This is a genomic window from Mycobacterium sp. shizuoka-1 (assembly GCF_002723835.1).
Classification (GTDB): Bacteria; Actinomycetota; Actinomycetes; order Mycobacteriales; family Mycobacteriaceae; genus Mycobacterium.
This window is the reverse complement of record NZ_BEWG01000015.1, coordinates 12940-35752: the sequence shown is the minus strand read 5'-3', so window position 1 is coordinate 35752 and position 22813 is coordinate 12940. Positions and strand designations below refer to the sequence as shown.

The window sequence follows — 22813 nt, the reverse complement described above, 5'->3', positions numbered from 1 at the left end:
GGGAAATTGGTGCTTGCTATGCGGCCGCTGTGAATGCCTGCGACAAGTCGTAGACAGTGACGCCGTCGACCTCGCGGGGCGTGAAATGGGCGGCGACCCAGCGTTGGATCCGGGCAGCGGCGTCGCTGCCCGAGCTCGTGCCGAACATGAACCCGGGCATGTCGGCGCGCACGAACCAGTGGATGCGTCGTTGCCCGACGTAGGCCTGGAACTGCTCGAGGGTCGGGGCGGGATCGGTGCCGTTGAAGCCGCCGACCGCCATCACCGGCCGACCCGTCGCGAGCTGATACCCGGCGGCGTTGCTCGAGCCGACTGTCGCCGCCACCCAGGTGTACTGGTCGGCGTCGAGGCGCAGCGCCTCGACGAGGTCGGCGCCGGGCTGGGGCGCGTCGAACATCCCTCGGGGCGGGCCGCCGTGCCCGGTCGCGGGGCCGACGGATGGGATGGCACCGCTGTGCGGGGCAGCGGCGGTGGCCAGTGAGAATGCCGCCGGTGCGGCCAGCGCCGCCGTGAGCGCCAGCGCTCCCGCCGCGGCGCCCACGCCGCGGGGCAGGCGCCCCACGACCACAAGCAAGGCGGCACCGGCGAAGCCGGCAACCACAATCCCCACCCGCAGCCAGGGCAACCACTGCGAATCCCGTTGCAGCAGAAGATACGCCAGCACCACGGTGATCATCGTCATGCCGGACAATGTGATGGCACTGCGGATATCGGCGCGTCGGCGCCACAACTCGACGGTGCCGATCGCCAGGCCGGCACCCACCGCCGGAGCCAGTGCCACGGTGTAGTACGGGTGCAGGATGCCGTTGGCGAAGCTGAACACCACCGCGGTGACCACCAGCCAGCCGCCCCACATCAGGAGCGCCGCCCGGGTGGTGTCGGTGCGGGGTGCTCTCCGGGTGATCACCAGGCCGGCGATGATCGCGATCACGGCGGCAGGCACCAGCCACGCGATGTAGGTACCCATCTCCGATCCGAACAACCGCGCCCAGCCCGCATCCTGGTTGAGGTTGCCCAACCCCCCGGTTTCGTCGCCGGTGAGCCGGCCGACACCGTTGTAGCCCAGGGCCAGTTCGATGATCGAATTATGCTGCGAGCCACCGATATAGGGCCGTGCATCCGCCGGCCAGAGGGTCACCAACAGTAGATACCAGCCGCTGGCGACCACCAGTGCGCCCGCCGCAGCGGCCACTCGCCCGATCCGGGTCCGCATCGGAAGGTCGGCCGCCACCAGGAACACCGCCGCCAGCGCGGGCAACACCAGGAACGCCTGCAGCATCTTGGCCAGGAATCCCACCCCGACCGCGACGCCGGCGAGCGGCAGCCACCACCACGAGGCGCCGCGGTCCAGTGCCCGTTGGGTGCAGTAGGCGGCGACGACGAGCGAAAGCACCAGCAGCGCATCGGGATTGTTGAAGCGGAACATCAGGGCGGCGGCGGGAGTGAAGGCCAGCACCGCGCCTGCCAACAACCCCGCCCACGGCCCGCTGACCCACCGCACCGCGGCGTACAGCACCGCCACCGCCGCCACCCCGGCCAGCGCCTGCGGCAGCAGAATGCTCCACGGATTCACCCCGAACAGCCGCGCCGACAGACCCGTGACCCACAACGCCGCCGGCGTCTTGTCGACGGTGATGGCGTTACCGGCGTCGCTGGACCCGAACAGCCACGCCAGCCAGCTACGCGAACCGGCCTGCGCGGCCGCCGAATAGAAGGGGTTGGCCCACCCGCTGGCCCCGAGATTCCAGATGTAGAGCACGGCCGTGGTGACCAACAGCACGGCCAGCGGGGCGTGCTGCCGGACCCGGCTCACGATTCGGCCGCACGCGGCAACCGCACGGTGAACTCGGTCCAGCCCGGCACGCTGCGTAGTTCGATCCTGCCGCTGTGGGCACGCACCACGGCCGACGCGATCGCCAGCCCCAGGCCGGTGGACCCACCCTTGCGGGACCGCGACGTGTCACCACGCGCGAATCGCTCGAAGACCTCGGACTGCAGCTCGGCGGGGATACCCGGCCCGTTGTCGGCCACCCGCAGCACCGCCTCGTTCGGCTCGGCGTGCAACGACAGCGTCACCGAGGTGCCCGGCGGGGTGTGGGTTCGGGCATTGGCCAGCAGATTGGCCACCACCTGATGCAGCCGGGCGTCGTCGCCGGTCACGTAGAGCGGATCCGATGGCACGTCGAGGGTCCATTCGTGGTCCGGGCCGGCGATGTGGGCGTCGCTCGCGACATCGGCCGACAGCCGGGACAGGTCGACGGGCTCGCGTTCCAGGGGACGGCCGGAGTCAAGTCGCGCCAGCAGCAGCAGATCCTCCACGAGGTGCGTCATGCGCTCGGCTTCGGATTCCACCCGGCCCATCGCGTGGGCGACATCGTCGGGGACCTGATCCCGTTTCCGTTGCGCCAGTTCGGTGTAACCGCGGATCGCAGCCAACGGCGTGCGCAGCTCGTGGCTCGCGTCGGCGACGAACTGCCGCACCCGGCTCTCACTGGCCTGCCGGGTCGACAGTGCGGCCGAGATGTGGTCGAGCATCCGGTTGAGCGCCAGACCCAGCCGGCCAACCTCGGTATAGGGGTTCGCGTCCGGTTCGGCGACCCGCACCGGCAGCTCCACTTCGCCGCGGTCCAGCGGCAGATTCGCCACCTCCCCGGCGGTCGCCGCGACGCGGGTCAGCGGCGCCAGCGCGCGGCGGTTGATCAGGATGCCGACGGTCGTGGCCACCGCCAGCGCGGCCGCAGTGACGACGGCGAAGATCAGCGCCACCCGCAGCAGCGTCGCGTTGACGTTGCCCATGCTCAGCCCGATCACCAACGTCTCACCGGTCAGCCGGCTGCGCACCGCCACGACCCGATACGAGCCCAGGCCGTCGAGCCTGCGTGTCACGGGGTGGCGCAGGTTGTCGTCCTGCGTGAGTTCGGCGAGCGCGGCCGACGGCACGCGGGCCCGCACCCCGCCCGGTCCGAGCACGCCGGCGTCGGTCGCGGTTCCGTTGGTGATCACCGCCGCGACCATGCCGATCGGCTGCCCGGGGGCGTCGAGGAATTCCGGGCCGGGTCCGGGCCGCGGCCAGGGTGGCCGGTTGTCGCGCAATGACGGCGGCAACGGCGGCGGCGGAGGTTCGCCGTAGATGATCGCCGAGCGGTGCGCGGTTTCCCGCAGCGCAGCGTCGACCTCGCCGACCAGGTACTGGTGCAGCGCCAGCACCGTGACCGCACCGATGCCGAGGCAGACCACCAACAACAGGCAGAGCTGGCCGATGAGCAGCCGGGCGCTCAGCGACCAGGTGCTAGCTCGCAGGCTTGAGAACATAGCCCGCGCCGCGCAACGTGTGGATCATCGGATCGCGCCCACTGTCGATCTTCTTGCGCAGGTAGGAGATGTAGAGCTCGACGATGTTGGACCGGCCGCCGAAGTCGTAGCTCCACACCCGGTCCAGGATCTGGGCTTTCGACAGCACCCGCTTGGGGTTGCGCATGAGGAACCGGAGCAGCTCGAACTCGGTCGAGGTCAGCGTGATCAGTTCGCCGCCGCGGGTCACCTCGTGGCTGTCCTCGTCGAGCACCAGGTCCCCGACGACGATCTGGGCACCGCTGTCCTCCGTGGTGACCCCGGTGCGCCGCAGCAGCGCCCGCAACCGCAGCACGACCTCCTCGATCGAGAACGGTTTGGTGACGTAGTCGTCGCCGCCGGCGGTCAGGCCCGCGATGCGATCTTCGACGGCGTCCTTGGCGGTCAGCAGGAGTACCGGTAACTGCGGGTTCTGCTCACGCAGCTTGCGCAGTACCTCCAGCCCGCTCATGTCGGGCAGCATCACGTCGAGCACCACCGCGTCGGGTCGCGCGGTGCGGGCGGCCGCGATCGCCGACGCGCCGTCGGCGGCGGTGGCGATGGTCCAGCCCTCGTAGCGCAGGGCCATCGACACCATTTCGGCCAGCACGGTTTCGTCGTCGACGACCAGCACCGTGATCGGGTTTCCGTCGGCTCGCCGCATCACCACGCGGTCGGCCGCTGAAGAGGTCATGTCCTCCAGTATGGGAGCGTCGATGAGCCGTCCCTATGGCGTTGCTATGCGCGCGCTGTGAACCCGACGCACACAGCGCGCCGATACTGCCCACAGCTGATACCCAGGTTGGGTGCCCACGGTGGTGGCATGAGCACGAGCGATCAGGAGAATCGGCGCGTCGGGGTGGATGAGCGGCCGGTGTGGGGCGCACCCGATGACCGGCAGACCACGTGGTCAGCTCGTACGACCGTGGCCGCTGTCGGCATCGCCGTCGCGCTGGCCGCGGTCGGTGGCGTGGCGGTGTACGCCGCGACCGGCGGCAGTGCCGGGCACCCTGCGGCCGGCGGCCCGCCCGGCTGGGGTGGCCCCGGCGGGCCCGGGGGTGTCGGCCGCACCGTGCACGGGGAGACCGTCGTCTCCGACGGTGAGGGCGGCTTCAGCACCGAGTTGACCCAGACCGGGGACGTCACCGCCGCCTCGGCCACCTCGGTCACCGTCCGCAGCGCCGACGGATACAGCCAGACCTACGTGCTCGATGCCGACACCCGTAGGCCACCGCAGCCACTGGAGGCCGGCGTGCAGGTGTCGGTGCGGGCGACCGAGCGGGGCGGCGTGGCGACGGCCACCACGGTGATGCCGGCCAGATAATTTTTCGGTGAACTTCTTCGAGGTCATCGAGACGGTCGGCAAGGGGATCGATGCCGTCGGCGTGGCGGTCATCGCGCTCGGCGCGCTGATTTCGGCGGCCGGCGTGATCCCCCGACTCAAGACCGGTCAGGCCTACCGCACGTTCCGGGAGCAGCTCGGCCGCTCGATCCTGCTCGGCCTGGAATTCCTGGTGGCCGCCGACATCATCCGCACCGTGGCGGTCACCCCGGATGCCCGCAGTGTGGCGGTGCTGGCCGGCATCGTGCTGATCCGTACCTTCCTGAGCTTCTCCCTCGAGTTGGAGATCACTGGCTACTGGCCGTGGCAGAAGAACCGCCAGCAACAGGCCGCGACCGAGTCGACGCCCGCACCCCTGCCTCCGGGGTGATGCGGGTATGAGTGCGGGTATGGACGACAAGAGACACGCGCGGCGCGTCCGGATCTTCGATGCGATCCGCAAGACGCCCCCGGAACCGTTGGGTCCGCCGGACCGCCACGATCAGGTCGAGGTCGCGGCCATGCTGCGCGAGATCGGCATCGCCTTGCTCGAGGTCGAGCAGCCCACCCAACTGGTGACCGCGCGGCTGCTCGAGATCGCCGCGCAGTACACCACCCGACCGGTGCGCGTGGTCGTGCTGCCGACCGTGCTGATGATCCAGGTGGGCACCGTCGGCTACGAGGTGGACACCTCCACGACCTACTCACTACAGCTGGACATGGCCGGCCGTATCGACGACATCGCCAGCTTGGCCTCCGTCGGCGCCATCACCCCCAGCGACGCGATCGCCGCGATCACCCGGGCGCGCAACTTGCCTCCGCGCTACGGCCCGATCGCGACAACGCTCGGATATGCCGTCACGACAATCGGATTCGGCATGGTCATCAACCCCACCTGGGCCTCGCTGCCGGGGTACCTGTTTCTCGGGCTGGTGGTCGGGGCGATCGCCCAATTGGGCCGACCGTTCCCGTCGCTCAATCCGGTACTGCCCACCCTGGCGGCGATGGTGGTGACGATCCTGGCCACCTGGTTCGTCGCCGACACCGCCAACGACGGGCTGCTGCGGGTGATCGCCCCGGCCTTGGTCGCGATGTTGCCCGGGATGGCGCTGACAATCGGTGCGATGGAGCTGGCCAGCAACCAGCTGATCGGAGGTACCAGCCGACTGGTCTACGGTGTCGCGCAGCTGGCCCTGCTGGTGTTCGGGGTGGCGCTCGGCCAGCACGTAGCGGGCAGGGTCAATCCGCAGACCCCGTCGGCGCAGATGGGCTCGTGGTCGCTGTACGTGGCGATCATCGTGGTGGCGATCGGCCTCTATGTGTATCTCTCCGCGCCGCGCGGATCGCTGGTCTGGCTGGCCGCCGCGATCGCGGTCGCCCTGGTGGGCCAGGCGATCGCCGGAAAGTTCGTGGCCGCAGCCTATTCCGGATTCATCGGCGCGTTCCTGACGGTCCCGTTCGCGATGCTGGCGGCGCGGATCAAGACCTCTCCCCCGGCGATCGTGATGATGCTGGCGGCGTTCTGGGCGCTGGTCCCCGGTGCGCTGAGCTTCGAATCGGTGAGCCAGGCCGCCACCGGCGGCGAGATCGGGCCGGCCAATCTAGGTGTCACCGGCGCGGCGGTGCTCTCGATCGCGCTGGGCACCGTGATCGGCTGGAGCGTGTTCCGCACCATCGACAGCCGATTGCCGTGGCCGAAGGGACTGGCTCAACCAACCGTACGGTAGGTTCACCCGGGTGGATGACCTGAGCGCGGTGACGGCGTGGATGTCGGAGCAGGGCCTTGGTGAGGGCCCCCTCGATGACGTGTCCGAGATCGCCGGCGGCACCCAGAACGTCATGCTGCGCTTCACCCGGTCGGGCCGCGAGTACGTGTTCCGCCGGGGACCGCGCCACCTGCGGCCGGTAAGCAACAAGGTCATCCTGCGCGAGACGCGGGTTTTGCACGCGCTGGCCGGCACCGACGTGCCGCACCCCCGGCTGATCGCGGTGTGCGAGGACACCTCGGTGCTCGGCGACGCGGTGTTCTATCTGATGGAGCCGGTCGACGGCTTCAACGCCGGCGCCACGCTGCCGCCACTGCATGCCGGCGACGCAGGTATCCGGCACGAGATGGGCCTGTCGATGGCCGAGTCGGTGGCCAAGCTCGGCGCGGTCGACCATGTCGCGGTCGGCCTGGCCGATTTCGGCAAGCCGGAGGGCTTCCTGGAACGTCAAGTGCCGCGGTGGCTTTCCGAGCTGGAGTCCTACAGCGGTTTCGACAACTACCCCGGACCGCAGATCGGCGACGTCGACGCCGTCGCCACCTGGTTGCAGGACAACCAGCCGGCCGACTGGCAACCGGGCATCATGCACGGTGACTATCACGCCGCGAACGTGATGTTCTCCCCGACCGGTCCCGACGTGGTGGCGATCGTGGACTGGGAGATGTGCACCATCGGCGACCCGCTGCTGGACCTCGGCTGGATGCTGGCCACCTGGTTCGCACCTGGCCGTGACTCGGTGCTGACCAACGTCCTGATGGACGCCGGCGGCCTGGCCACCCCGGACGAGCTGATCGAGCGCTACGCCCGCAACACGACCCGTGACCTGTCCAACATCGACTGGTACACGGTGATGGCCTGTTTCAAGCTCGGCATCATCCTCGAGGGATCGAACGCACGCGCTTGCGCGGGCTTGGCGCCCAAGGAGATTGGCGATCGATTGCATATCGCGACAGTGCGCTTGTTCGAGCGCGCCCTGGCACTGATGGAGGGACAACGATGATCGATTTCGAGATTCCCAATGACCTGGCGGCGCTGCGCGACGAGATTCGCGCGTTCGTCGTCGACAAGATCGTTCCCTACGAACGCGACCCGCGTATCACCCGGCACGGCCCCAACGAAGAGCTGCGCACCGAGCTCGTCGAACTGGCCCGCGAAGCCGGGTTGCTGACCTTTCAGGCACCGCACCGATTCGGCGGCCGTGAGCCGTCCCACCGTGAACAGGCAGTGCTGTTCGAAGCCGCAGGCTGGTCCACGCTCGGGCCGGTCGCGCTGAACTGCGCGGCACCCGACGAGGGCAACATGTACGTGCTGTCCAAGATCGCCACCGAGGAGCAGGCGGAGAAGTTCCTGGTCCCGGTGATCGACGGCAGGCAACGCTCGGTGTTCGCGATGACCGAACCCGGCGGTGCCGGATCGGACCCGAATCAGCTCGCCACCGAAGCGGTGTTCGACGGCACCGACTACGTGATCAACGGACGCAAATGGTTGATCACCGGCGCCAACCGGGCGCGGACCTGGATCATCATGGCCCGGGTGGCCCCGAACGCGCACGGCGCCGACGGCCCCACGTTGTTCCTGTGCGACGGGCAGACGCCCGGGATCGAGCTGGAACGCGTGATGGACACGATGGACCGCAACTACGTCGAGGGCCACGGCGTGATCCGCTTCGACAACCTGCGGCTGCCCGCCTCAGCGGTGCTCGGTGAGGTCGGCCAGGCCTTGCGGTACGCCCAATTGCGGCTCACCCCAGCCCGATTGACCCACTGCATGCGCTGGCTGGGGGCTGCCATGCGGGCCCAGTCGATCGCGATCGAGCACGCCCGCACCCGCACCGGGTTCGGCAAGCCGCTCGGCGAGCATCAGGGTGTCGGGTTCATGCTGGCCGACAACGAGATCGCGATGCAGCAGTGCCGGCTGGCGATCTGGTGGGCCTGCTGGGCGCTGGACACCGGCGCCAAGGGCCGCCACGAGAGCTCGATGGTGAAGGCCTACGTGTCCGAGGAGCTGTTCAAGGTGGCCGACCGCTGCGTGCAAATCCTCGGCGGCATGGGCATTTCCGATGAGACGCCGGTCGGGATGATCTTTTCCGATATGCGCGCCTTCCGGCTCTACGACGGGCCGACCGAAGTCCACAAGTACGCCATCGCCCGCCAAGTCCTGAGGAACCCGTCATGAGCACGCTGGACCTGTTTCGTCTCGACGACAAGGTCGTCATTGTCACCGGCGCGTCATCCGGTCTGGGGGTGTCGTTCGCGCAGGCTTTCGCCGAGGCCGGCGCCGACCTGGTGCTCGGCGCCCGGCGGGTGGAGCAGATGGCGGGCACGGCGGCCCTGGTCGAGCAGGCCGGGCGCCGGGTGTACAGCCAGAAGACCGATGTAGCCGACCCGGAGCAGTGCCAGCAGTTGGTCGAGGCGGCTGTCAACGAGTTCGGCCGGGTCGACATATTGATCAACAATGCCGGCGTCGGTACCGCGGTGCCGGCGACCCGCGAAACCCCCGACGAGTTCCGCAAGGTCATCAACGTCAACCTCAACGGCTCGTACTGGATGGCTCAGGCGTGCGGCCGTGTGATGCCGGCCGGAAGCTCAATCATCAACATTTCCAGCATTCTTGGCGTCACCACCGGCGGTCTCCCGCAGGCCGCGTACAGCGCGTCCAAGGCAGCGGTGATGGGGCTGACTCGCGATTTGGCCCAACAATGGGGCTCCCGCAAGGGAATTCGGGTGAATGCGCTGGCACCGGGCTTTTTCAAGAGCGAGATGACCGACGAATACAAGCCCGGCTACCTGGAGACCCAGCTACCGCGGATCGTGCTGGGCAGGCTCGGCGATCCCGCCGAATTGGCTGCCACCGCAGTATGGCTGGCGTCGGCGGCCGCCGGTTATGTGACGGGCCAGACAATTATCGTCGACGGTGGCCTCACCATCACTTAGCCTCACCATCACTTAGTGGTAACGGTCACGCGTCGATCCGAGCTTCTCAGTGCCTTCACACCATCACGACATCTCCCTTTAAGACGGCTCTGCAACTCTCGATCACATGTGGATCGACCTGTACCTGGTGGCGGCAGTCGTCATCGCCGTCTCCGCCTGGCTGGTCAGCCCCCGCTTTCAGTCGATAGACCCGCCCGGTGACGTCGCACGGATGTTCTGGTCCGCCGTTGCCGGCGCGTTGTGGCCACTGGTCCTGATCGGAGTCGCTCAGGTCTACGCCATCGGCCACCTGCTGCGGAAGCTGCGCCCCGCTCGCAGCGTCGAACTCGATCTGGCCGCCGAGCCCGCGCTGCTCGACGTCAGTTTGCGCGCTTGATCTTCACCCTGCGTTCACCGTGTGGCCAACTCCGGACGACAGCCTGAGTTGCCGGCAAACCGGCGACCACTGACGCAGGAGGAGATCGGTCGTGATGGTGCACGCAAAACTCGTGGGCTTTGCCGCCCTGGCGGTGACGGCGATCACGCTCTCGACCGCGGCGACGGCAGGCGCCGACGATTCGGGGAGCGGACTGCTCTGGCCGGATCCCACCGAGCCGTACTACTGGGATGCCAACGAGAATGCCGGGGGGACCGGCCCCGCGCCGCTGCCGACCGACGACCTCTATTGGAAAGAGGGGGAGGACGCCGGTGGGACGGGCAATGCTCCCCAGCCCAGCGGTCCCGAGTACACCGATGAGGGTGCGAACGCCGGGGCTGTCTAGCCCCGGCCGGTCACGACGACCAGACCAGCAGGGATTCGCGACGAGCGAGCTCCGCGTGGGCCCGGCGCTCGACGAACAGCGGGACGAACTCGCGGATCCTGCTGTGCTCGAACTGTTCGTGTGCGGTGGCGACGATGTGCGCGATCTCGTCGCGAGGCACGTCGGGGTGGGCGGCCGCCAGCCGGTCCACGACCTGCTCGATTAACGTAACTTCGCTTACGTTTCCCACTGTTCCACTCTGGGCCACCACGACGATGCCGTCAATTTGACGTGTGTCACGTAGCGGTCACCGCGGCCGGGCCATCACCTCGGCAAGGGTGCCGCCGAGGACGCCGGCCAGCGCGCCGGCGTAGGCCGCGCTCAGATGGTTGTCGTCACGGAAGACCAGATACCGGCCGACCACCGCCGGACACGTCTGGCTGGTGCAGAACAGGTCGGACACGTCGACGTAGCGGCCGCCGACGGCCCGCGTGGCCCGCTCCTCGGCGGCGATCACGCTCGACTTCACCGCGGCGTCACGCTGCGGTGCACACACCGAGATGTCATCGACATGCGCCGACAGGCACACCGGCACGTCGGTATGCGGGTCCGGGACCGGGCCGAGCACCACGACCGCCGCGCCGGTCCTGGCGCGCAGGACGTCGATCAGGGCCGACAGGCTGGCATCCCACTGCGGACCCGAACTGGCCAGGCCCCAACGGGATCCGTAGCGACGCGAGACACTGACCACGACAACAGCCGGTCGCACCTCCGCGAGCCGCTCGATGACATTGTCCCGCCACTGCTCACACTCGACGTAGCGCCGACCAAGGAAGGGGTTGTAGATCGGCCGGTCAGGCAACGGACAGGTGTTTTTGGCCATCGTCATCAGCCGCCAATTATGTTGCCGGGCAGCGTCTTCCAAACCCGGTCGCCACATCGCCGCATGCGAATCACCGACCAGTGCCACCGTTTGCCGACCACCGGGATCACCCGAGATGCAGTCGCCTACCTCGACATCGCGCCACGAGTCGACGCAGACATCCGACTGCGCCGAGTGGACTGCTTCGGCCACGTCGGCCAGTTGCGGGTCGAGGTTCATCGGCAGCGCCCGTTGGTGCGCGGCGGCCTCGACTGCTGCCTGGAACTCGGCAACGGAGTCGGTGTCGATCGAGGCCGCCGCGTCGCCGGGGCCGACCGGGATGACCACCAGGGCGGCCAATGCGACGGCAACACCCGCCGCGAGGTCGGTCGCCGCCGCACCCATGGCCAGGCTCGATGCCGACGAGCGCCGCAATGCCGGCGAGTATCGCAGTGGTCGCTCCACATAGCGCTCGGTCAGCACCGCCAACCCGTACGACGCCACCACCGCCACCGCCACCGCCAGTCGGTGCTGCGGTATCAGCAGCGGGACGAAGATCAGCAGCGGCCAATGCCACAGATACCAGGAGTAGGACACTCGCCCGACGGGCCGCAGCGGTCGCGAGGACAGCACCCGTGCGGCGCCGCCCGACGGCAGCGCGCAGCCCGCACCGATCACCAGGGCGGTGCCCAGCACCGGCAGAAGGGCAGCAACACCGGGATAGGGAGTCGCGGTGCCCAGACCGAAGACCGCCACGCCGATCGCCGCAAGCCCGGCGACACCGGCCGCCCGGGCCACCGATGCCGGTATCCGGCACAGCGTCGGCACTGCCAGGGCGACCAAGCCGCCGACCGCGAGCTCCCACGCCCTGGTGGGCAGCGAGAAGAACGCCCATGGCGGAAGTAGGAACACTCCACCGGGCGGCGCGGAGTGGGTCCACAGCAGCGATGCGATGAAGGAGGCGACGGCCACTCCCGCCAGGCCGATCCAGTACGGCCTGACCGAGGGAACCGACCGGCGGCGGCGAAGCCAGACAGCCGCCAACAGCAGTACCGGCCACAGCAGGTAGAACTGCTCTTCGACGCTGAGCGACCAGTAGTGCTGAAACGGCGAATCCGAGTGGTCGACAAGGTATTCGGTGCCATTGACCGCGAAGCGATAGTTGACGACGTATAGCGCGCCGGCCAGCGCGTCACCCAGAACCGCCGGCACTCGCAGTGGCGGCAGCAGCCAGGCGGCGACCACCGCGGTCACCACGAGCACGGTCGCCGAGGCGGGTAGCAGCCGGCGGGCGCGGGCGGCGTAGAACCGTACCAACCGGACGCCGCCGGTCGCGGTGACTTCCGCCCACAGCAGGCGGGTGATCAGGAATCCGGAGACCACGAAGAAGACGTCGACGCCCACGAATCCGCCGCCGCGCAGGCTCGCGTGGAATGCGACCACCGCGAGAATCGCCACCGCCCGCAGTCCCTCGATGTCCGGGCGGAAACCGGGCCGGGCGGATCCCTCGAGCCCGGCGGCCGGCGCAGCGGCGGACAACGCAGTCCTGCTTTCTGATCGGGAACCGCGGCCGGGCAGGCGGAGCCAGCCGGATTCCACCGTCCTGACAGGCCAGCGGTGCGGTTTAATGGCCTCCATGCTAGGTAGCCAGGTCGTCCACGAGACGATCGACGGTGAAACGGTCCTGATCAACCTCGCCACGGGAAGCTACTACTCCCTCGAGGGGACGGCGGCCGATCTGTGGTCGCGCTTGCTCGCCGGCGAGGCGACCGCGGACACCGCCGCGACGCTGGCCGCCGAGCACAACGGCGACGCCGCCGCGATCGAAGGCACGATCGCCGCGTTCCACCAGCATCTGTTCGAGCACGGCCTCATCATCGCGGCCCCGGTGCCGATGCCCGTGTCCGACAGCGCCGACCTCGGCACGTTCCAGGCACCGGAACTGCACGTCTACACCGACCTGCGGGAACATCTGCTGGCCGATCCGGTACACGACGTCGATCGCGAAACCGGGTGGCCCGCCGTCGCTCCCGAGAGATGAACTCCGCCATGAGAATCGGCGTGGTGCTGCCGGTTTTCAACGGTGCACCCTACCTGTCCGAAGCGCTGGATTCGATTGCGGCACAGACACTGCAACCGAGTGACGTCGTCGCCGTCGACGACGGATCGACGGATCGCAGCCCCCAGATTCTGCGCGAGCACGGCATCCGGGTCCTGCACACCGACCGGGTGGGCCAGGCGCTGGCCCGCGATCACGGCATCAAGGCGGTCGACGGTGAGGTCTTGGCGTTCCTGGACCAGGACGACCGCTGGTGTCCGGACAAGCTGACCCATCAGCTCGCCGTACTGGAGGCGCAGCCGCACATCGATTTCGTCGGATCGCTGTGCACGACGTTCCTGCAGCCCGGCACCCAACGGCCGCCGTGGTGGAAACCGGACTGGGATGACGGTGCGCCCGAGCCTTCGCTGGCACCGGGCGCAACCCTCTACCGTCGCAACGCTTTCGCAAGCATCGGCGGGTTTCACACGCCGGGAATCCAGATCTCCGAAGATGTCGCGTGGACGGCGCGCGCCCACGACGCGGGACTGCGCTCGACACTGGTCGATCAGGTTCTGCTGGAACGCCGGATTCACGGCGACAACACGTCACGCGACCAGGTGTTGCGGGTGCGCGAACACCTGGCGATCGCGCGGGCGTCGATCGCCAGGAAGCGGGCCACCGATGGCTGATGCCGCCGGCGGGGTGGCCGCGGTCATCCCCGCCCGGCCGAGCGAGCCGTACCTGGCCGAGGCGGTGGGCTCGGTGCTGCGTCAGCCGGACGTCGTCGACGTGGTGATCGCGACCCACGAGACCGGCTCGGCCACCGCACAGTTGGCCACCACCCATCCCGACCCCCGGGTTCGGCTGGTCATCTCCGGCGGGCCGTCCGCGGGCGAGAACCTTGACGCCGGGGTCGCCGCCACCACCGCGGAGTGGGTGGCGTTCCTCGACGCCGACGACTGCTGGCCCGACGGGCGGGTGGCGGCCGGTCTGGATGCCGCGCGCAGCGTCCCCGGCGCGCAGATGGTCGTGGGGCATCTGCGGGAGATGGACGACGACGGCACGCTGCAGGCAGCCACGGCGCCGGCTCCGGTGCCCGGCACCGCGCTGGTCACCCGCGAGGCCGTCGAGACGATCGGCGGCTTCGGCTCCGATCTGATCGCCCAGATGCGGTGGATGGTGCGGGCCCGGGATCTCGGGATCGTCATCGTCGAACTGCCCGAGGTGCTCTTGCATCGACGCGGTCATGCCGCCAACTTGACCCGCGTGCAGAAACCCGATCTGCGGCAGGCCTACCTGGCCCTGGCGCGGGAACGCGCGGCCCGCTTACGCAACCCGGGACAATCCCGGTGAAGTGCGCCCCCCGTTCAGGGAACACTGAGCGACTGACGACCACACCGGCGTAGCCTGCCCATCATGTCGGGGACGGCGACGATCTCCAAGTGGCTCGGCCAGGCCAACCCCTCGATCACTGCCCGTATCTACGCGCACAGCCAGCCGGACGAGTTGAAGGCTGCCGGCGCCGTCCTCGGTGCTGTCCTGGGCGGGGAGTGACCCGCCCTTCGTGTTTTGTAGATTTGCAAATTTCTCGAGCCGAGTCGCCCCTTCGTGTTCTGCGCGCGTCCCGCTGCTTCGTTGTCGACCCCGGACCCGCTGCGCCCCGACAAGCTGCCTCTGCCGGTGAAGTTGCTCATACACTGATGCATCGGTCTAACTGACTTCGGGGAGGAATCATTACGCGCACCTTTGTCGCTCTCGCTATCGCCGCCGTTGCTGGTCCAATGGCCCTGACAGGCTGCTCTCCCGATATCGACAGGATTGCAAACGACACAATCCGTGAGAATCTGGACGAAAAGAAGTCGGCGCTAGCGACCCCGACGACCTCCGACGCCCCCGACAACATGTCAAAGCTGCTCGGAATCAATATGCCGAGTGGGACGTGGCTTGTACAGGCAAGCTACGCCAGAAGCTCGTCACGTGAGGCGTGGGGATACAAAGGCGACCGACTCAATCCGGGGAACGACGTTGGGATCCGCAATACGATATTCGCGGTGGCTGATGGCAGCTTGCTACGCCAGGGATGGCAGCAGTGCACCATCTACGTCGGAGGCCCGTACTCATGGATCAAGCCGGGAACCGATGAGTTCATCGAAATGGTGTTTATGTCGGGTCCGCCGACGATCGCCAACGTGAGCTGGCAGAACTGGCGTGAAGGGGCGTGCAAGGGCCTTGTGCAGGGCTGACTGGAACTCTTGCCTGGCCCGACAACGGCCAGCCTCCGGCAGCCTGAGTTCGGTCGTGTCGCTGGACGTTTCGTCCGACTGCGTCTCTTCCAGGACTTGACGGCAGGAGAAATAGCCGTTCGCTTCGTGCGAGCGCGTGACGGACCAGTTGAAGGCTGCCGGTGCCACCCTCGGGGCGGTGCTCGCCAGGGAGTGACAGGCCCGTAATCGCCCCATCTAGGTCAGTTATGCGTGGCTGCGCAGCCCCTAGTGATTTTCGGAGTTCCCGAATTTGGCGACTCGTAATTTCGGCATTTTGCCGTTTTGCGGAGGCGGGGTTCGGTGACAGTGACCTGACAGCTTACTGCGGTGCAACCCGGGACAATCCCGGTGAAGTGCGCCCGAAGGGATTCGAACCCCTAACCTTCTGATCCGTAGTCAGATGCTCTATCCGTTGAGCTACGGGCGCCGTCCGTCTTCAGTTGTTCGTGGCTGACGAGTCAACCGCGGCGGAGGCGAGAGGATTTGAACCTCCGGTTCCCTTTGAGGGGAACAACTCATTAGCAGTGAGCCCCATTCGGCCGCTCTGGCACGCCTCCTGAACTACCTGAGCGTACCGGAGCCTGGTCAAAGCCCCGGAACCGCCGATGGATGAGAGTACACAGCGGCCACGGCTCGTGGCAAAGCAGCTCCCTGAGGCCGCCTAGACTTGACCGGGTGACCGCCCGCCTGCGCCCCGAACTGGCTGATCTACCGGCGTATACCCCGGGCAAGACGGTACCCGGCGCCATCAAGTTGGCCAGCAACGAAACCGTGCACGGACCGCTGCCCAGCGTGCGTGCGGCCATCGCGGCCGCCGCCGAGACCATCAACCGTTACCCCGACAACGGCTACGTGGAGCTCAAGGAGCACCTCGCCAAACACCTGAGCAAGCATCAGACCTTCGCCCCGGAGAACATCGCGGTGGGCTGCGGATCGGTCAGTCTGTGCCAGCAGCTCATCCAGATCACCGCCTCGGTCGGCGACGAGGTGATCTTCGGCTGGCGCAGCTTCGAGATCTATCCGCTGCAGGTGCGGGTGGCCGGCGCGACCGCGGTCCAGGTGCCGCTGCGTGACTACACCTTCGACCTCGACGCCATGCTGGCCGCGATCACCGACAAGACCCGGCTGATCTTCGTGTGCAACCCGAACAACCCGACGTCCACCGTCGTCGACCCCGACGAGCTGGCCCGCTTCGTCTCCGCCGTGCCGTCGGACATCCTCATCGCCATCGACGAGGCCTATGTCGAGTACATCCGCGACGGCATGCTGCCCGACAGCCTCGCGCTGGCCCGCAACCACCCCAACGTCGTTGTGTTGCGCACGTTTTCCAAGGCGTACGGCCTGGCCGGCCTGCGCATCGGTTACGCCGTCGGCGACCCGGATGTGATCACCGCGCTGGGCAAGGTCTACGTGCCGTTCACCGCCACCACCGTCTCGCAGGCCGCCGCCATCGCGTCGGTGAACGCCGCCGACGAACTGCTGGCCCGCACCGACGCCGTGGTCTCCGAACGGCGCCGGGTGTGCGCCGAGCTCACCGAACTGGGCTACGCCTTCCCGCCGTCGCAGGCCAACTTCGTCTGGTTGCCCCTGTCCCCGCAGGACACCCCGGACTTCGTCGAGCAGGCCGCCGACGCCCGCGTGCTGGTGCGGCCCTACGGCACCGACGGGGTGCGGGTGACCATCGGCGCACCCGAGGAGAACGACGTGTTCCTGGCGTTCGCCCGTACCTGGATCACGACCCGCTGACCGGCACCCGGCCGGTGAACGCGGCCAGCCGATCCAGCTTGGACGCGTGCGCGCCGACGTCGACCGGGTCGTCGAACCCGGCCCTGACCCGGCCCTGCGGGGTGATGATGCGCTGGGCCAGGGTCGTCACGTAGTCGGTCAGCGAGTCCGGGGAATCGATCTGGCGGTCTGTTGCCGAGGCGTAATCCCAAGCGTGTACCAGGAATTCGAGCGACAAGATGGCGGCCATGACAGCTGCCGGCGACTCGCGGTCACCGAACGGGACGGTGCCCTCCAGGCCGCGGCCATGCCAGGCGTCCAGTGCCGGCCGCGCGGCGCTGATGATCTGCCGTTCCACCGAGTCGTCCCGGTTACGTTCGGGCAGCTGCGCGCCGGCGGCGCCGCCGAGCAGGGTGATCGAGTTCAGCAGATGATCGGTGAGCCCGGCGACGTCGAACTCCCGGCAGGGGGTCTGCTTGCTCAGGTCGTCAGTGGCTATGCCGTGCACCACCTGCTGCAATACTTTCAGCGACGCCTCGGCGGCGGCCAGTTCGTCGGTGGGCGGCGCTTCCGGTCCGGCGGTGAATTCGTCAGCCATGCCCCCAAGGTACGGCCGGTCACCGACAGCCGAATAGTGTTCGGTGGAGAGCACGGGAAAGGACGAGCAGCATGGGCAAGATCTACGACAATGTCAGCGAGCTGATCGGCCGCACGCCATTGGTACGGCTCAACCGGCTGACCGACGGTCTCGGCGCCGACGTCACGGTCAAGCTCGAGTTCTACAACCCGGCGAACAGCGTCAAGGACCGGATCGGCGCGGCGATCATCGACGCCGCCGAGGCCTCCGGTGATCTGCTCCCCGGCGGGACGATCGTCGAGGCCACCAGTGGCAACACCGGCATCGCGCTGGCCATGATCGGTGCCGCCCGCGGCTACAAGGTAATCCTGACCATGCCCGAGACGATGTCCACCGAGCGCCGGGTGATGCTGCGTGCCTACGGTGCCGAGATCGTGCTGACTCCAGGCTCCGAAGGCATGGCGGGCGCGGTGGCCAAGGCGAACCAGATCATCGCCGAGACCGACAATGCCGTCTCCGCAAACCAGTTCGCCAACCCCGCCAACCCCGCGATCCACGAGAAGACCACGGCCGAGGAGGTCTGGGCGGACACCGACGGCAAGGTCGACATCTTCGTGGCCGGGATCGGCACGGGCGGCACGATCACCGGGGTGGGCCGGGTCCTCAAGTCGCGCAAGCCCGACGTCCAGATCGTCGGGGTGGAGCCGAAAGACTCACCGCTGCTGACCGAGGGCACTGCCGGGCCGCACAAGATCCAGGGCATCGGCGCCAACTTCGTTCCCGAGGTGCTCGACCGCGACGTCTACGACGAGATCATCGACGTCGAACTCGACGACGCGGTGCGGGTCGCCCGCGAGCTCGGCACCGAGGAGGGAATCCTGGGCGGGATCTCCTCGGGCGCAATCGTCTGGGCCGCACTGGAACTCGCCAAGCGTCCGGAGAATGCCGGCAAACTCATCGTCGCGGTGGTCTGCGACTACGGTGAGCGCTACATCTCCACCGTGCTGTACGAACACATCAGGGACTGAATTCGATGGGTCTGCTGTCCACCCTGCGCGAGGATCTGAGCAATGCGCGCGGCCATGATCCGGCCGCGCGCGGCGACCTGGAGAACGCTCTGGTCTACTCCGGTCTGCACGCCATCTGGTCCTACCGGCTGGCCCATCGATTGTGGGCGACGCCCGCGTTTCGCGGACCGGCTCGGGTGCTGTCGCAGCTGACCCGCTTCTTCACCGGCATCGAAATCCATCCCGGTGCCACCATCGGTCGCCGGTTCTTCATCGATCACGGCATGGGCGTGGTGATCGGCGAGACTGCCGAGATCGGCGACGACGTCATGCTCTACCACGGTGTCACCCTGGGCGGCCGCTCGCTGGAACACGGCAAGCGCCACCCCACCCTCGGTAACCGAGTGGTCGTCGGCGCCGGAGCGAAAATCCTGGGCCCGTTGACCATTGGCGACGACAGCGCCGTCGGCGCCAACGCCGTCGTCACCCATGACGTTCCCGCCGACTCGATCGCCACCGGCATCCCCGCCGTCATCCGGGCGCGCACCGAGAAGCAGCGTGAACAGCTCGTCGACCCGACCACCTACGTCGACCCCGCCATGTACATCTGAATCGACGGCATCGAATCCGGCTGATCCGAACTGTCTGAACCGGCCCTTCGCGGGATTAGCGTCTGCAGGCGCGAACACAGGCGAAAGGGCAACATGACCAACCACATTGAGCAATCCGGCAGCGTTGGAGTCGCTGTGGATCCGGCCGACGGCCGCCCCCATCGCAAGCTTCGAGGCTCGCTCGGTGTCTGGGGCATCGTGTTCGTGGTGGTGGCCGCCGCGTCGCCGCTCGGCGTCATGGGCGGACCGGTTCCGCTGGGCATCGCCAACGGCAACGGCATCGGATTCCCGGCGATCTTCATCGTCAGCACCCTGATCATCCTGCTGTTCGCGGTCGGCTTCACCGCGCTGACGCCGTATGTCCCCGACGCGGGCGCGTTCTACTCCTATATCGGCAAAGGCCTTGGCCGGGTGACCGGTTTCGGGTTCGCGTTCGTCGCGCTGATCTCCTACCTCACCCTCGAGGTCGCGGTGTACGGCCTGATCGGCCAGGGCGCGCAGGCGCTGTTCGCCTCCTACGGCCTGCCGAGCATCCATTGGGGGGTCTGGGCTTTCGTGGCCTTCGCGGCCGTGACGGCACTGGGTCACTTCAACATCGACCTGTCCCGCAACGTCCTCGGCGTCCTGCTGATCGGTGAGGTGGCGATCGTGTTGGCGCTCGACGCCGCGGTCGTGTTCAGCGGCGGCCAGGAAGGCCTGTCCACCGGGATCGTCACGCCGTCCGAAATCGTCTCGGGCGCACCGGGTATCGCCCTGCTGTTCGCGATTTTGAGCTTCATCGGATTCGAGGCCACCGCGGTGTTCCGCGACGAGGCGCGCGAGCCGCTGCGCACCATCCCCAAGGCCACCTACCTGGCCGTCATCCTGATCGGGACGTTCTACACCGTCTCGACCTGGGCGCTGATCTCGGCGGTCGGTGACAGCCAGGCCGTCGAGCAGGCCCAGGCTGATCCGTCGGCGCTGCTACCCAACGCCACCGAGCAATACCTCGGCGCCGCCGGGTTGCACATCGTCCAGGTGCTGTTCGTCACCAGCCTGTTCGCCTGCATCCTGTCGTTCCACAACATCGTCGCCCGCTACGTGTTCACCTTGTCCAACCGCAAGGTGTTCCCCGGCCAACTCGGCCAGGCGCACTCCGCCCACGGCTCTCCGCATATCGCTTCCGGGGTGGACGCGATCGTCGTGGCAGTCGCCATCGTGGTGGCGATCGCATTCCAGCTCGACCCGGTGACGCAGTTCTACACCTGGCTGGCCGGTATCTCGACCGTCGGCATCACCATCCTGCTGATCGCGACCACTGTCGCGGTGCTCGCCTTCTTCGCCCGGCGCAAGCGGGCCGGAGCGCTGGAGGTGTCGACGTGGCGGGCGTTCGTGGCCCCCGGTCTCGGTCTGGTCGGGCTGGTCGTGTCGTTCGCGCTGATCCTGCAGAACCTGCCGGGGCTGGTCGGCGACTCGACACCCATCGCCATCGGTGTGGTCGCGCTGCTGGTCGCGTTCTTCGCGCTGGGCGCAGGCATCGCGGCCCGACGCCCGGACGTGACCCTCGAGTGACGCCGGCGGCCGCGCGCCGTAGCCTTCATGGTCATGAGCGAGCCGTACGAATCCCTCACCGTCGAGGTCAAGGACCACATCGCCCAGGTCACCCTGATCGGGCCTGGTAAAGGCAACGCGATGGGCCCGGCATTCTGGGCCGAAATGCCGGTGGTCTTCGCCGACCTCGACGCCGACCCCGACGTCCGAGCGATCGTGCTGACCGGCTCGGGCCGCAACTTCAGCTACGGCCTGGATCTGGTCGCCATGGGCGACACCATCGGCTCAGCCATGACCACGGAGGTCTCGGCTCGCCCGCGCGCGCAGTTCCACGCCAAGCTCAAGCGCATGCAGCAGTCGATCACGGCGGTCGCCGACTGCCGTACCCCGACCATCGCCGCCGTGCACGGATGGTGCATCGGCGGCGGCGTCGACCTGATCAGTGCGGTCGACATCCGGTACGCCAGCGCCGACGCGAAGTTCTCGGTGCGCGAGGTGAAGCTGTCCATCGTCGCCGATGTCGGCAGCCTGGCCCGGCTGCCCTACATCCTGTCCGACGGACATCTGCGCGAATTGGCATTGACCGGCAAGGACATCGACGCCGCCCGCGCCGAGAAAATCGGTCTGGTCAACGACGTCTATCCCGACGCGGACGCCACGCTGGCCGCGGCCCACCAGACCGCCGCCGAGATCGCCGCCAATTCACCGCTGGTCACCCACGGCATCAAGGATGTCCTCGACGAGCAGCGCACCGCCGACGTCGCAGCCAGCCTGCGCTACGTCGCGGCGTGGAACTCGGCGTTCCTGCCGTCGAAGGATCTGTCCGAGGGCATCTCGGCGATGTTCGCCAAGCGCCCGCCGGAGTTCACCGGCGAATAGCCGCTAGTGACCGGCTTTGATCGCCGGTACCGCCTTCGTCGTGGCCAGTGCCGTCGGTTCATCGGTGGGCTGCTCTGTGGTGGTCGCGCCCATGTTCATCGCGGCCACGGCCGGCGACGAATAGGGCGGGAACTTCGTCTCGTCGCCGGAGTCTGCGGTGACGGTTCCGTTGATCGACGCCGGGGCGGGGTGGGTCAGTCCGAAGAGCGCGAGAACGGCGATCGCTGCACTGCCCACGACCGTACCCAGCAACCTTTTATTCAAAGTCAAGCCTTTTCGAAGCTTCTGATGGGATGACACGCTGAGCTGCACCTTTCGGGATATTCGCGGGCGCAGACGGGCCGCCTGCACGCTCGGTAGGAGCGCTCAGGGCAACCAATCAAACGCTTTCATCCTTTGTATGCCCGGGGCCCGCCCGAATGCACGCGTCCCAAGGTGATCCACAGACGTCCGGAGCCAGCCGCACAGCTAGGGCTCAGCTGGTGTCCGTGGCCTTCGCCCAGCCCGGCACACTTACCGATTGCCCGACCACCAAGCCCGAGGGCACATTCATATCGCCTGCGGCACAACGGCTTTGAATCGATAACCGGCCCGCACAGCGGTGGCGGAGGGATTTGAACCCCCGGACGGTGTTAGCCGTCTCTCGCTTTCAAGGCGAGTGCATTAGGCCGCTCTGCCACGCCACCGCCGCTAAGCGTAGCGGTTCAGACCCGGCCGACCTTGGTCGAGTTGCCGCCGTTCTTCAGCGAGGCGCTGATCCGACGGCAGTTCTCCCCCATCGCCGCCATCTGCGGCCGCGACAGGGGGCCCAGGAAGTTCTCCCGAACACCCGTGGCGTACGTCAGCATCGCGTCCTCGACGACCTCGCGGCCCTGGTCGGTGATGGCGGCCAGTACTCCGCGCCCGTCGTCGGGACTGGCCTCCCGGTGCACCAGTCCGGCGTTCTCGAGCCGACGGATCTGGCGCGTCACCCGGCTCGGCAGCGACATCAGCTGCTCGGCCAGATCCCCCATCCGCGCCGCACCCGTGTCGGAGTGGTCCAGTATTTCCAGCAGTCGTACGTCGACCAAGCTCAACTTGTGCTTGTCGACGAGTCCGCGATTCAGTGTTCCGTACAGCCGCAGTGCTGCGTCGAGGAAGTTCTGCCAAGCTCGTTGCTCAGCTATATCCAACCCCGGCATCTCACTAGCGGTCCGCCCCGCAATAATCCCTCCCATAGCGCAATCG

The 22813-nt window shown here is 67.8% G+C and carries 26 protein-coding genes and 3 tRNA genes; 18 read left to right on the top strand and 11 right to left on the bottom strand.

Annotated features, from left to right (window positions below; genetic code table 11):
* Positions 1 to 16: 16 nt before the first annotated feature.
* Genes MSZK_RS03925 through MSZK_RS03915 form a run of 3 tightly spaced genes read right to left on the bottom strand, consistent with a single transcriptional unit; the run spans position 17 to position 3994 of the window.
* Positions 17 to 1813 (bottom strand): glycosyltransferase family 39 protein, encoded by a 1797-nt coding sequence (locus MSZK_RS03925; protein ID WP_233211107.1) that lies wholly within the window; start codon positions 1811 to 1813, stop codon positions 17 to 19.
* Positions 1810 to 3312, bottom strand: a complete 1503-nt coding sequence (locus tag MSZK_RS03920; protein ID WP_099245043.1) for a cell wall metabolism sensor histidine kinase WalK — start codon at positions 3310 to 3312, stop codon at positions 1810 to 1812. The genes MSZK_RS03925 and MSZK_RS03920 overlap by 4 nt, the downstream gene beginning before the upstream one ends.
* Positions 3290 to 3994: a response regulator transcription factor gene (locus tag MSZK_RS03915; RefSeq protein ID WP_199203187.1), complete on the bottom strand. Its 705-nt coding sequence runs from the start codon at positions 3992 to 3994 to the stop codon at positions 3290 to 3292. Before MSZK_RS03915 ends, MSZK_RS03920 begins: the two co-directional genes overlap by 23 nt.
* A gap of 159 nt (positions 3995 to 4153) precedes the next feature.
* Between MSZK_RS03915 and MSZK_RS03910 the strand changes: the two genes are divergently transcribed.
* The 8 genes from MSZK_RS03910 to MSZK_RS03875 all read left to right on the top strand — a co-directional run bounded on the left by MSZK_RS03910 (position 4154) and on the right by MSZK_RS03875 (position 10111).
* Positions 4154 to 4654, top strand: coding sequence for a hypothetical protein (locus MSZK_RS03910; protein WP_099245039.1), 501 nt, complete (start codon positions 4154 to 4156; stop codon positions 4652 to 4654).
* 7 nt (positions 4655 to 4661) lie between these two features.
* The gene (locus MSZK_RS03905) at positions 4662 to 5042 is read left to right on the top strand and encodes a DUF1622 domain-containing protein (RefSeq protein WP_099245037.1); all 381 of its coding nucleotides are present in this window, start codon (positions 4662 to 4664) and stop codon (positions 5040 to 5042) included.
* Between the two features lie 19 nt (positions 5043 to 5061).
* Positions 5062 to 6378: a threonine/serine exporter ThrE family protein gene (locus MSZK_RS03900; protein ID WP_099245269.1), complete on the top strand. Its 1317-nt coding sequence runs from the start codon at positions 5062 to 5064 to the stop codon at positions 6376 to 6378.
* A gap of 40 nt (positions 6379 to 6418) precedes the next feature.
* On the top strand, positions 6419 to 7417 hold the full coding sequence (locus MSZK_RS03895) for a phosphotransferase family protein (RefSeq protein ID WP_233211110.1): 999 nt from the start codon (positions 6419 to 6421) through the stop codon (positions 7415 to 7417).
* Complete coding sequence (locus tag MSZK_RS03890; protein WP_099245033.1) at positions 7414 to 8592, top strand: acyl-CoA dehydrogenase family protein; 1179 nt, start codon at positions 7414 to 7416, stop codon at positions 8590 to 8592. Before MSZK_RS03895 ends, MSZK_RS03890 begins: the two co-directional genes overlap by 4 nt.
* Complete coding sequence (locus tag MSZK_RS03885) at positions 8589 to 9350, top strand: SDR family NAD(P)-dependent oxidoreductase (RefSeq protein WP_099245031.1); 762 nt, start codon at positions 8589 to 8591, stop codon at positions 9348 to 9350. Before MSZK_RS03890 ends, MSZK_RS03885 begins: the two co-directional genes overlap by 4 nt.
* Positions 9351 to 9456: 106 nt before the next feature.
* Positions 9457 to 9726 (top strand): hypothetical protein, encoded by a 270-nt coding sequence (locus MSZK_RS03880; RefSeq protein WP_099245029.1) that lies wholly within the window; start codon positions 9457 to 9459, stop codon positions 9724 to 9726.
* Between the two features lie 91 nt (positions 9727 to 9817).
* The gene (locus tag MSZK_RS03875; RefSeq protein ID WP_099245028.1) at positions 9818 to 10111 is read left to right on the top strand and encodes a hypothetical protein; all 294 of its coding nucleotides are present in this window, start codon (positions 9818 to 9820) and stop codon (positions 10109 to 10111) included.
* A gap of 10 nt (positions 10112 to 10121) precedes the next feature.
* Here MSZK_RS03875 and MSZK_RS03870 read toward each other — a convergent pair whose 3' ends face one another.
* A complete protein-coding gene (locus MSZK_RS03870; protein ID WP_099245026.1) occupies positions 10122 to 10340 on the bottom strand; it encodes a three-helix bundle dimerization domain-containing protein in 219 nt (72 codons plus the stop codon).
* 57 nt (positions 10341 to 10397) lie between these two features.
* Entirely contained in the window at positions 10398 to 12590 is a 2193-nt protein-coding gene (locus tag MSZK_RS03865; RefSeq protein ID WP_099245024.1) for an acyltransferase family protein, read from the bottom strand.
* Here MSZK_RS03865 and MSZK_RS03860 point away from each other — a divergent pair.
* The 5 genes from MSZK_RS03860 (at position 12589) to MSZK_RS32810 (ending at position 15236) form a co-directional block, all read left to right on the top strand.
* Positions 12589 to 12993: a PqqD family protein gene (locus MSZK_RS03860; RefSeq protein ID WP_158230542.1), complete on the top strand. Its 405-nt coding sequence runs from the start codon at positions 12589 to 12591 to the stop codon at positions 12991 to 12993. The genes MSZK_RS03865 and MSZK_RS03860 overlap by 2 nt on opposite strands.
* A gap of 8 nt (positions 12994 to 13001) precedes the next feature.
* On the top strand, positions 13002 to 13682 hold the full coding sequence (locus tag MSZK_RS03855; RefSeq protein ID WP_158230541.1) for a glycosyltransferase family A protein: 681 nt from the start codon (positions 13002 to 13004) through the stop codon (positions 13680 to 13682).
* On the top strand, positions 13675 to 14346 hold the full coding sequence (locus tag MSZK_RS03850; RefSeq protein WP_158230540.1) for a glycosyltransferase family A protein: 672 nt from the start codon (positions 13675 to 13677) through the stop codon (positions 14344 to 14346). Before MSZK_RS03855 ends, MSZK_RS03850 begins: the two co-directional genes overlap by 8 nt.
* Before the next feature lie 63 nt (positions 14347 to 14409).
* Complete coding sequence (locus MSZK_RS32560) at positions 14410 to 14547, top strand: hypothetical protein (RefSeq protein ID WP_199203179.1); 138 nt, start codon at positions 14410 to 14412, stop codon at positions 14545 to 14547.
* Between the two features lie 227 nt (positions 14548 to 14774).
* On the top strand, positions 14775 to 15236 hold the full coding sequence (locus MSZK_RS32810) for a hypothetical protein (RefSeq protein ID WP_099245016.1): 462 nt from the start codon (positions 14775 to 14777) through the stop codon (positions 15234 to 15236).
* Positions 15237 to 15611: 375 nt separating this feature from the next.
* On the opposite strand, the gene MSZK_RS03840 is transcribed toward MSZK_RS32810, so the two are convergent.
* Together MSZK_RS03840 and MSZK_RS03835 are read right to left on the bottom strand one after the other, a co-directional pair.
* Positions 15612 to 15684 (bottom strand) — tRNA-Arg (locus MSZK_RS03840).
* Positions 15685 to 15725: 41 nt separating this feature from the next.
* Positions 15726 to 15814, bottom strand: a tRNA-Ser gene (locus MSZK_RS03835).
* Between the two features lie 118 nt (positions 15815 to 15932).
* Between MSZK_RS03835 and hisC the strand changes: the two genes are divergently transcribed.
* Positions 15933 to 17003 (top strand): histidinol-phosphate transaminase, encoded by a 1071-nt coding sequence (hisC, locus tag MSZK_RS03830; RefSeq protein WP_099245001.1) that lies wholly within the window; start codon positions 15933 to 15935, stop codon positions 17001 to 17003.
* Here hisC and MSZK_RS03825 read toward each other — a convergent pair.
* Complete coding sequence (locus MSZK_RS03825) at positions 16990 to 17580, bottom strand: TIGR03086 family metal-binding protein (protein ID WP_099245267.1); 591 nt, start codon at positions 17578 to 17580, stop codon at positions 16990 to 16992. The two genes, hisC and MSZK_RS03825, sit on opposite strands and share 14 nt — an antisense overlap.
* A gap of 71 nt (positions 17581 to 17651) precedes the next feature.
* Here MSZK_RS03825 and cysK point away from each other — a divergent pair, with 71 nt between their 5' ends.
* The 4 genes from cysK (at position 17652) to MSZK_RS03805 (ending at position 21586) form a co-directional block, all read left to right on the top strand.
* Positions 17652 to 18587 carry a cysteine synthase A gene (gene cysK / locus MSZK_RS03820; protein WP_099244999.1) on the top strand — a complete coding sequence of 312 codons (936 nt, stop codon included), beginning with the start codon at positions 17652 to 17654 and terminating at the stop codon, positions 18585 to 18587.
* Between the two features lie 5 nt (positions 18588 to 18592).
* The gene (epsC, locus tag MSZK_RS03815; protein ID WP_099244997.1) at positions 18593 to 19177 is read left to right on the top strand and encodes a serine O-acetyltransferase EpsC; all 585 of its coding nucleotides are present in this window, start codon (positions 18593 to 18595) and stop codon (positions 19175 to 19177) included.
* 93 nt (positions 19178 to 19270) lie between these two features.
* The gene (locus MSZK_RS03810) at positions 19271 to 20728 is read left to right on the top strand and encodes an APC family permease (protein WP_099244995.1); all 1458 of its coding nucleotides are present in this window, start codon (positions 19271 to 19273) and stop codon (positions 20726 to 20728) included.
* A gap of 33 nt (positions 20729 to 20761) precedes the next feature.
* A complete protein-coding gene (locus MSZK_RS03805) occupies positions 20762 to 21586 on the top strand; it encodes a crotonase/enoyl-CoA hydratase family protein (RefSeq protein WP_099245265.1) in 825 nt (274 codons plus the stop codon).
* A 3-nt stretch (positions 21587 to 21589) separates the two neighbouring features.
* Here MSZK_RS03805 and MSZK_RS03800 read toward each other — a convergent pair whose 3' ends face one another.
* The 3 genes from MSZK_RS03800 to MSZK_RS03790 all read right to left on the bottom strand — a co-directional run bounded on the left by MSZK_RS03800 (position 21590) and on the right by MSZK_RS03790 (position 22803).
* Positions 21590 to 21823, bottom strand: a complete 234-nt coding sequence (locus MSZK_RS03800) for a hypothetical protein (RefSeq protein ID WP_099244993.1) — start codon at positions 21821 to 21823, stop codon at positions 21590 to 21592.
* Positions 21824 to 22185: 362 nt separating this feature from the next.
* A tRNA-Ser gene (locus MSZK_RS03795) sits at positions 22186 to 22272 on the bottom strand.
* An 18-nt stretch (positions 22273 to 22290) separates the two neighbouring features.
* On the bottom strand, positions 22291 to 22803 hold the full coding sequence (locus tag MSZK_RS03790; protein ID WP_099244991.1) for a MarR family winged helix-turn-helix transcriptional regulator: 513 nt from the start codon (positions 22801 to 22803) through the stop codon (positions 22291 to 22293).
* Positions 22804 to 22813: the final 10 nt, after the last annotated feature.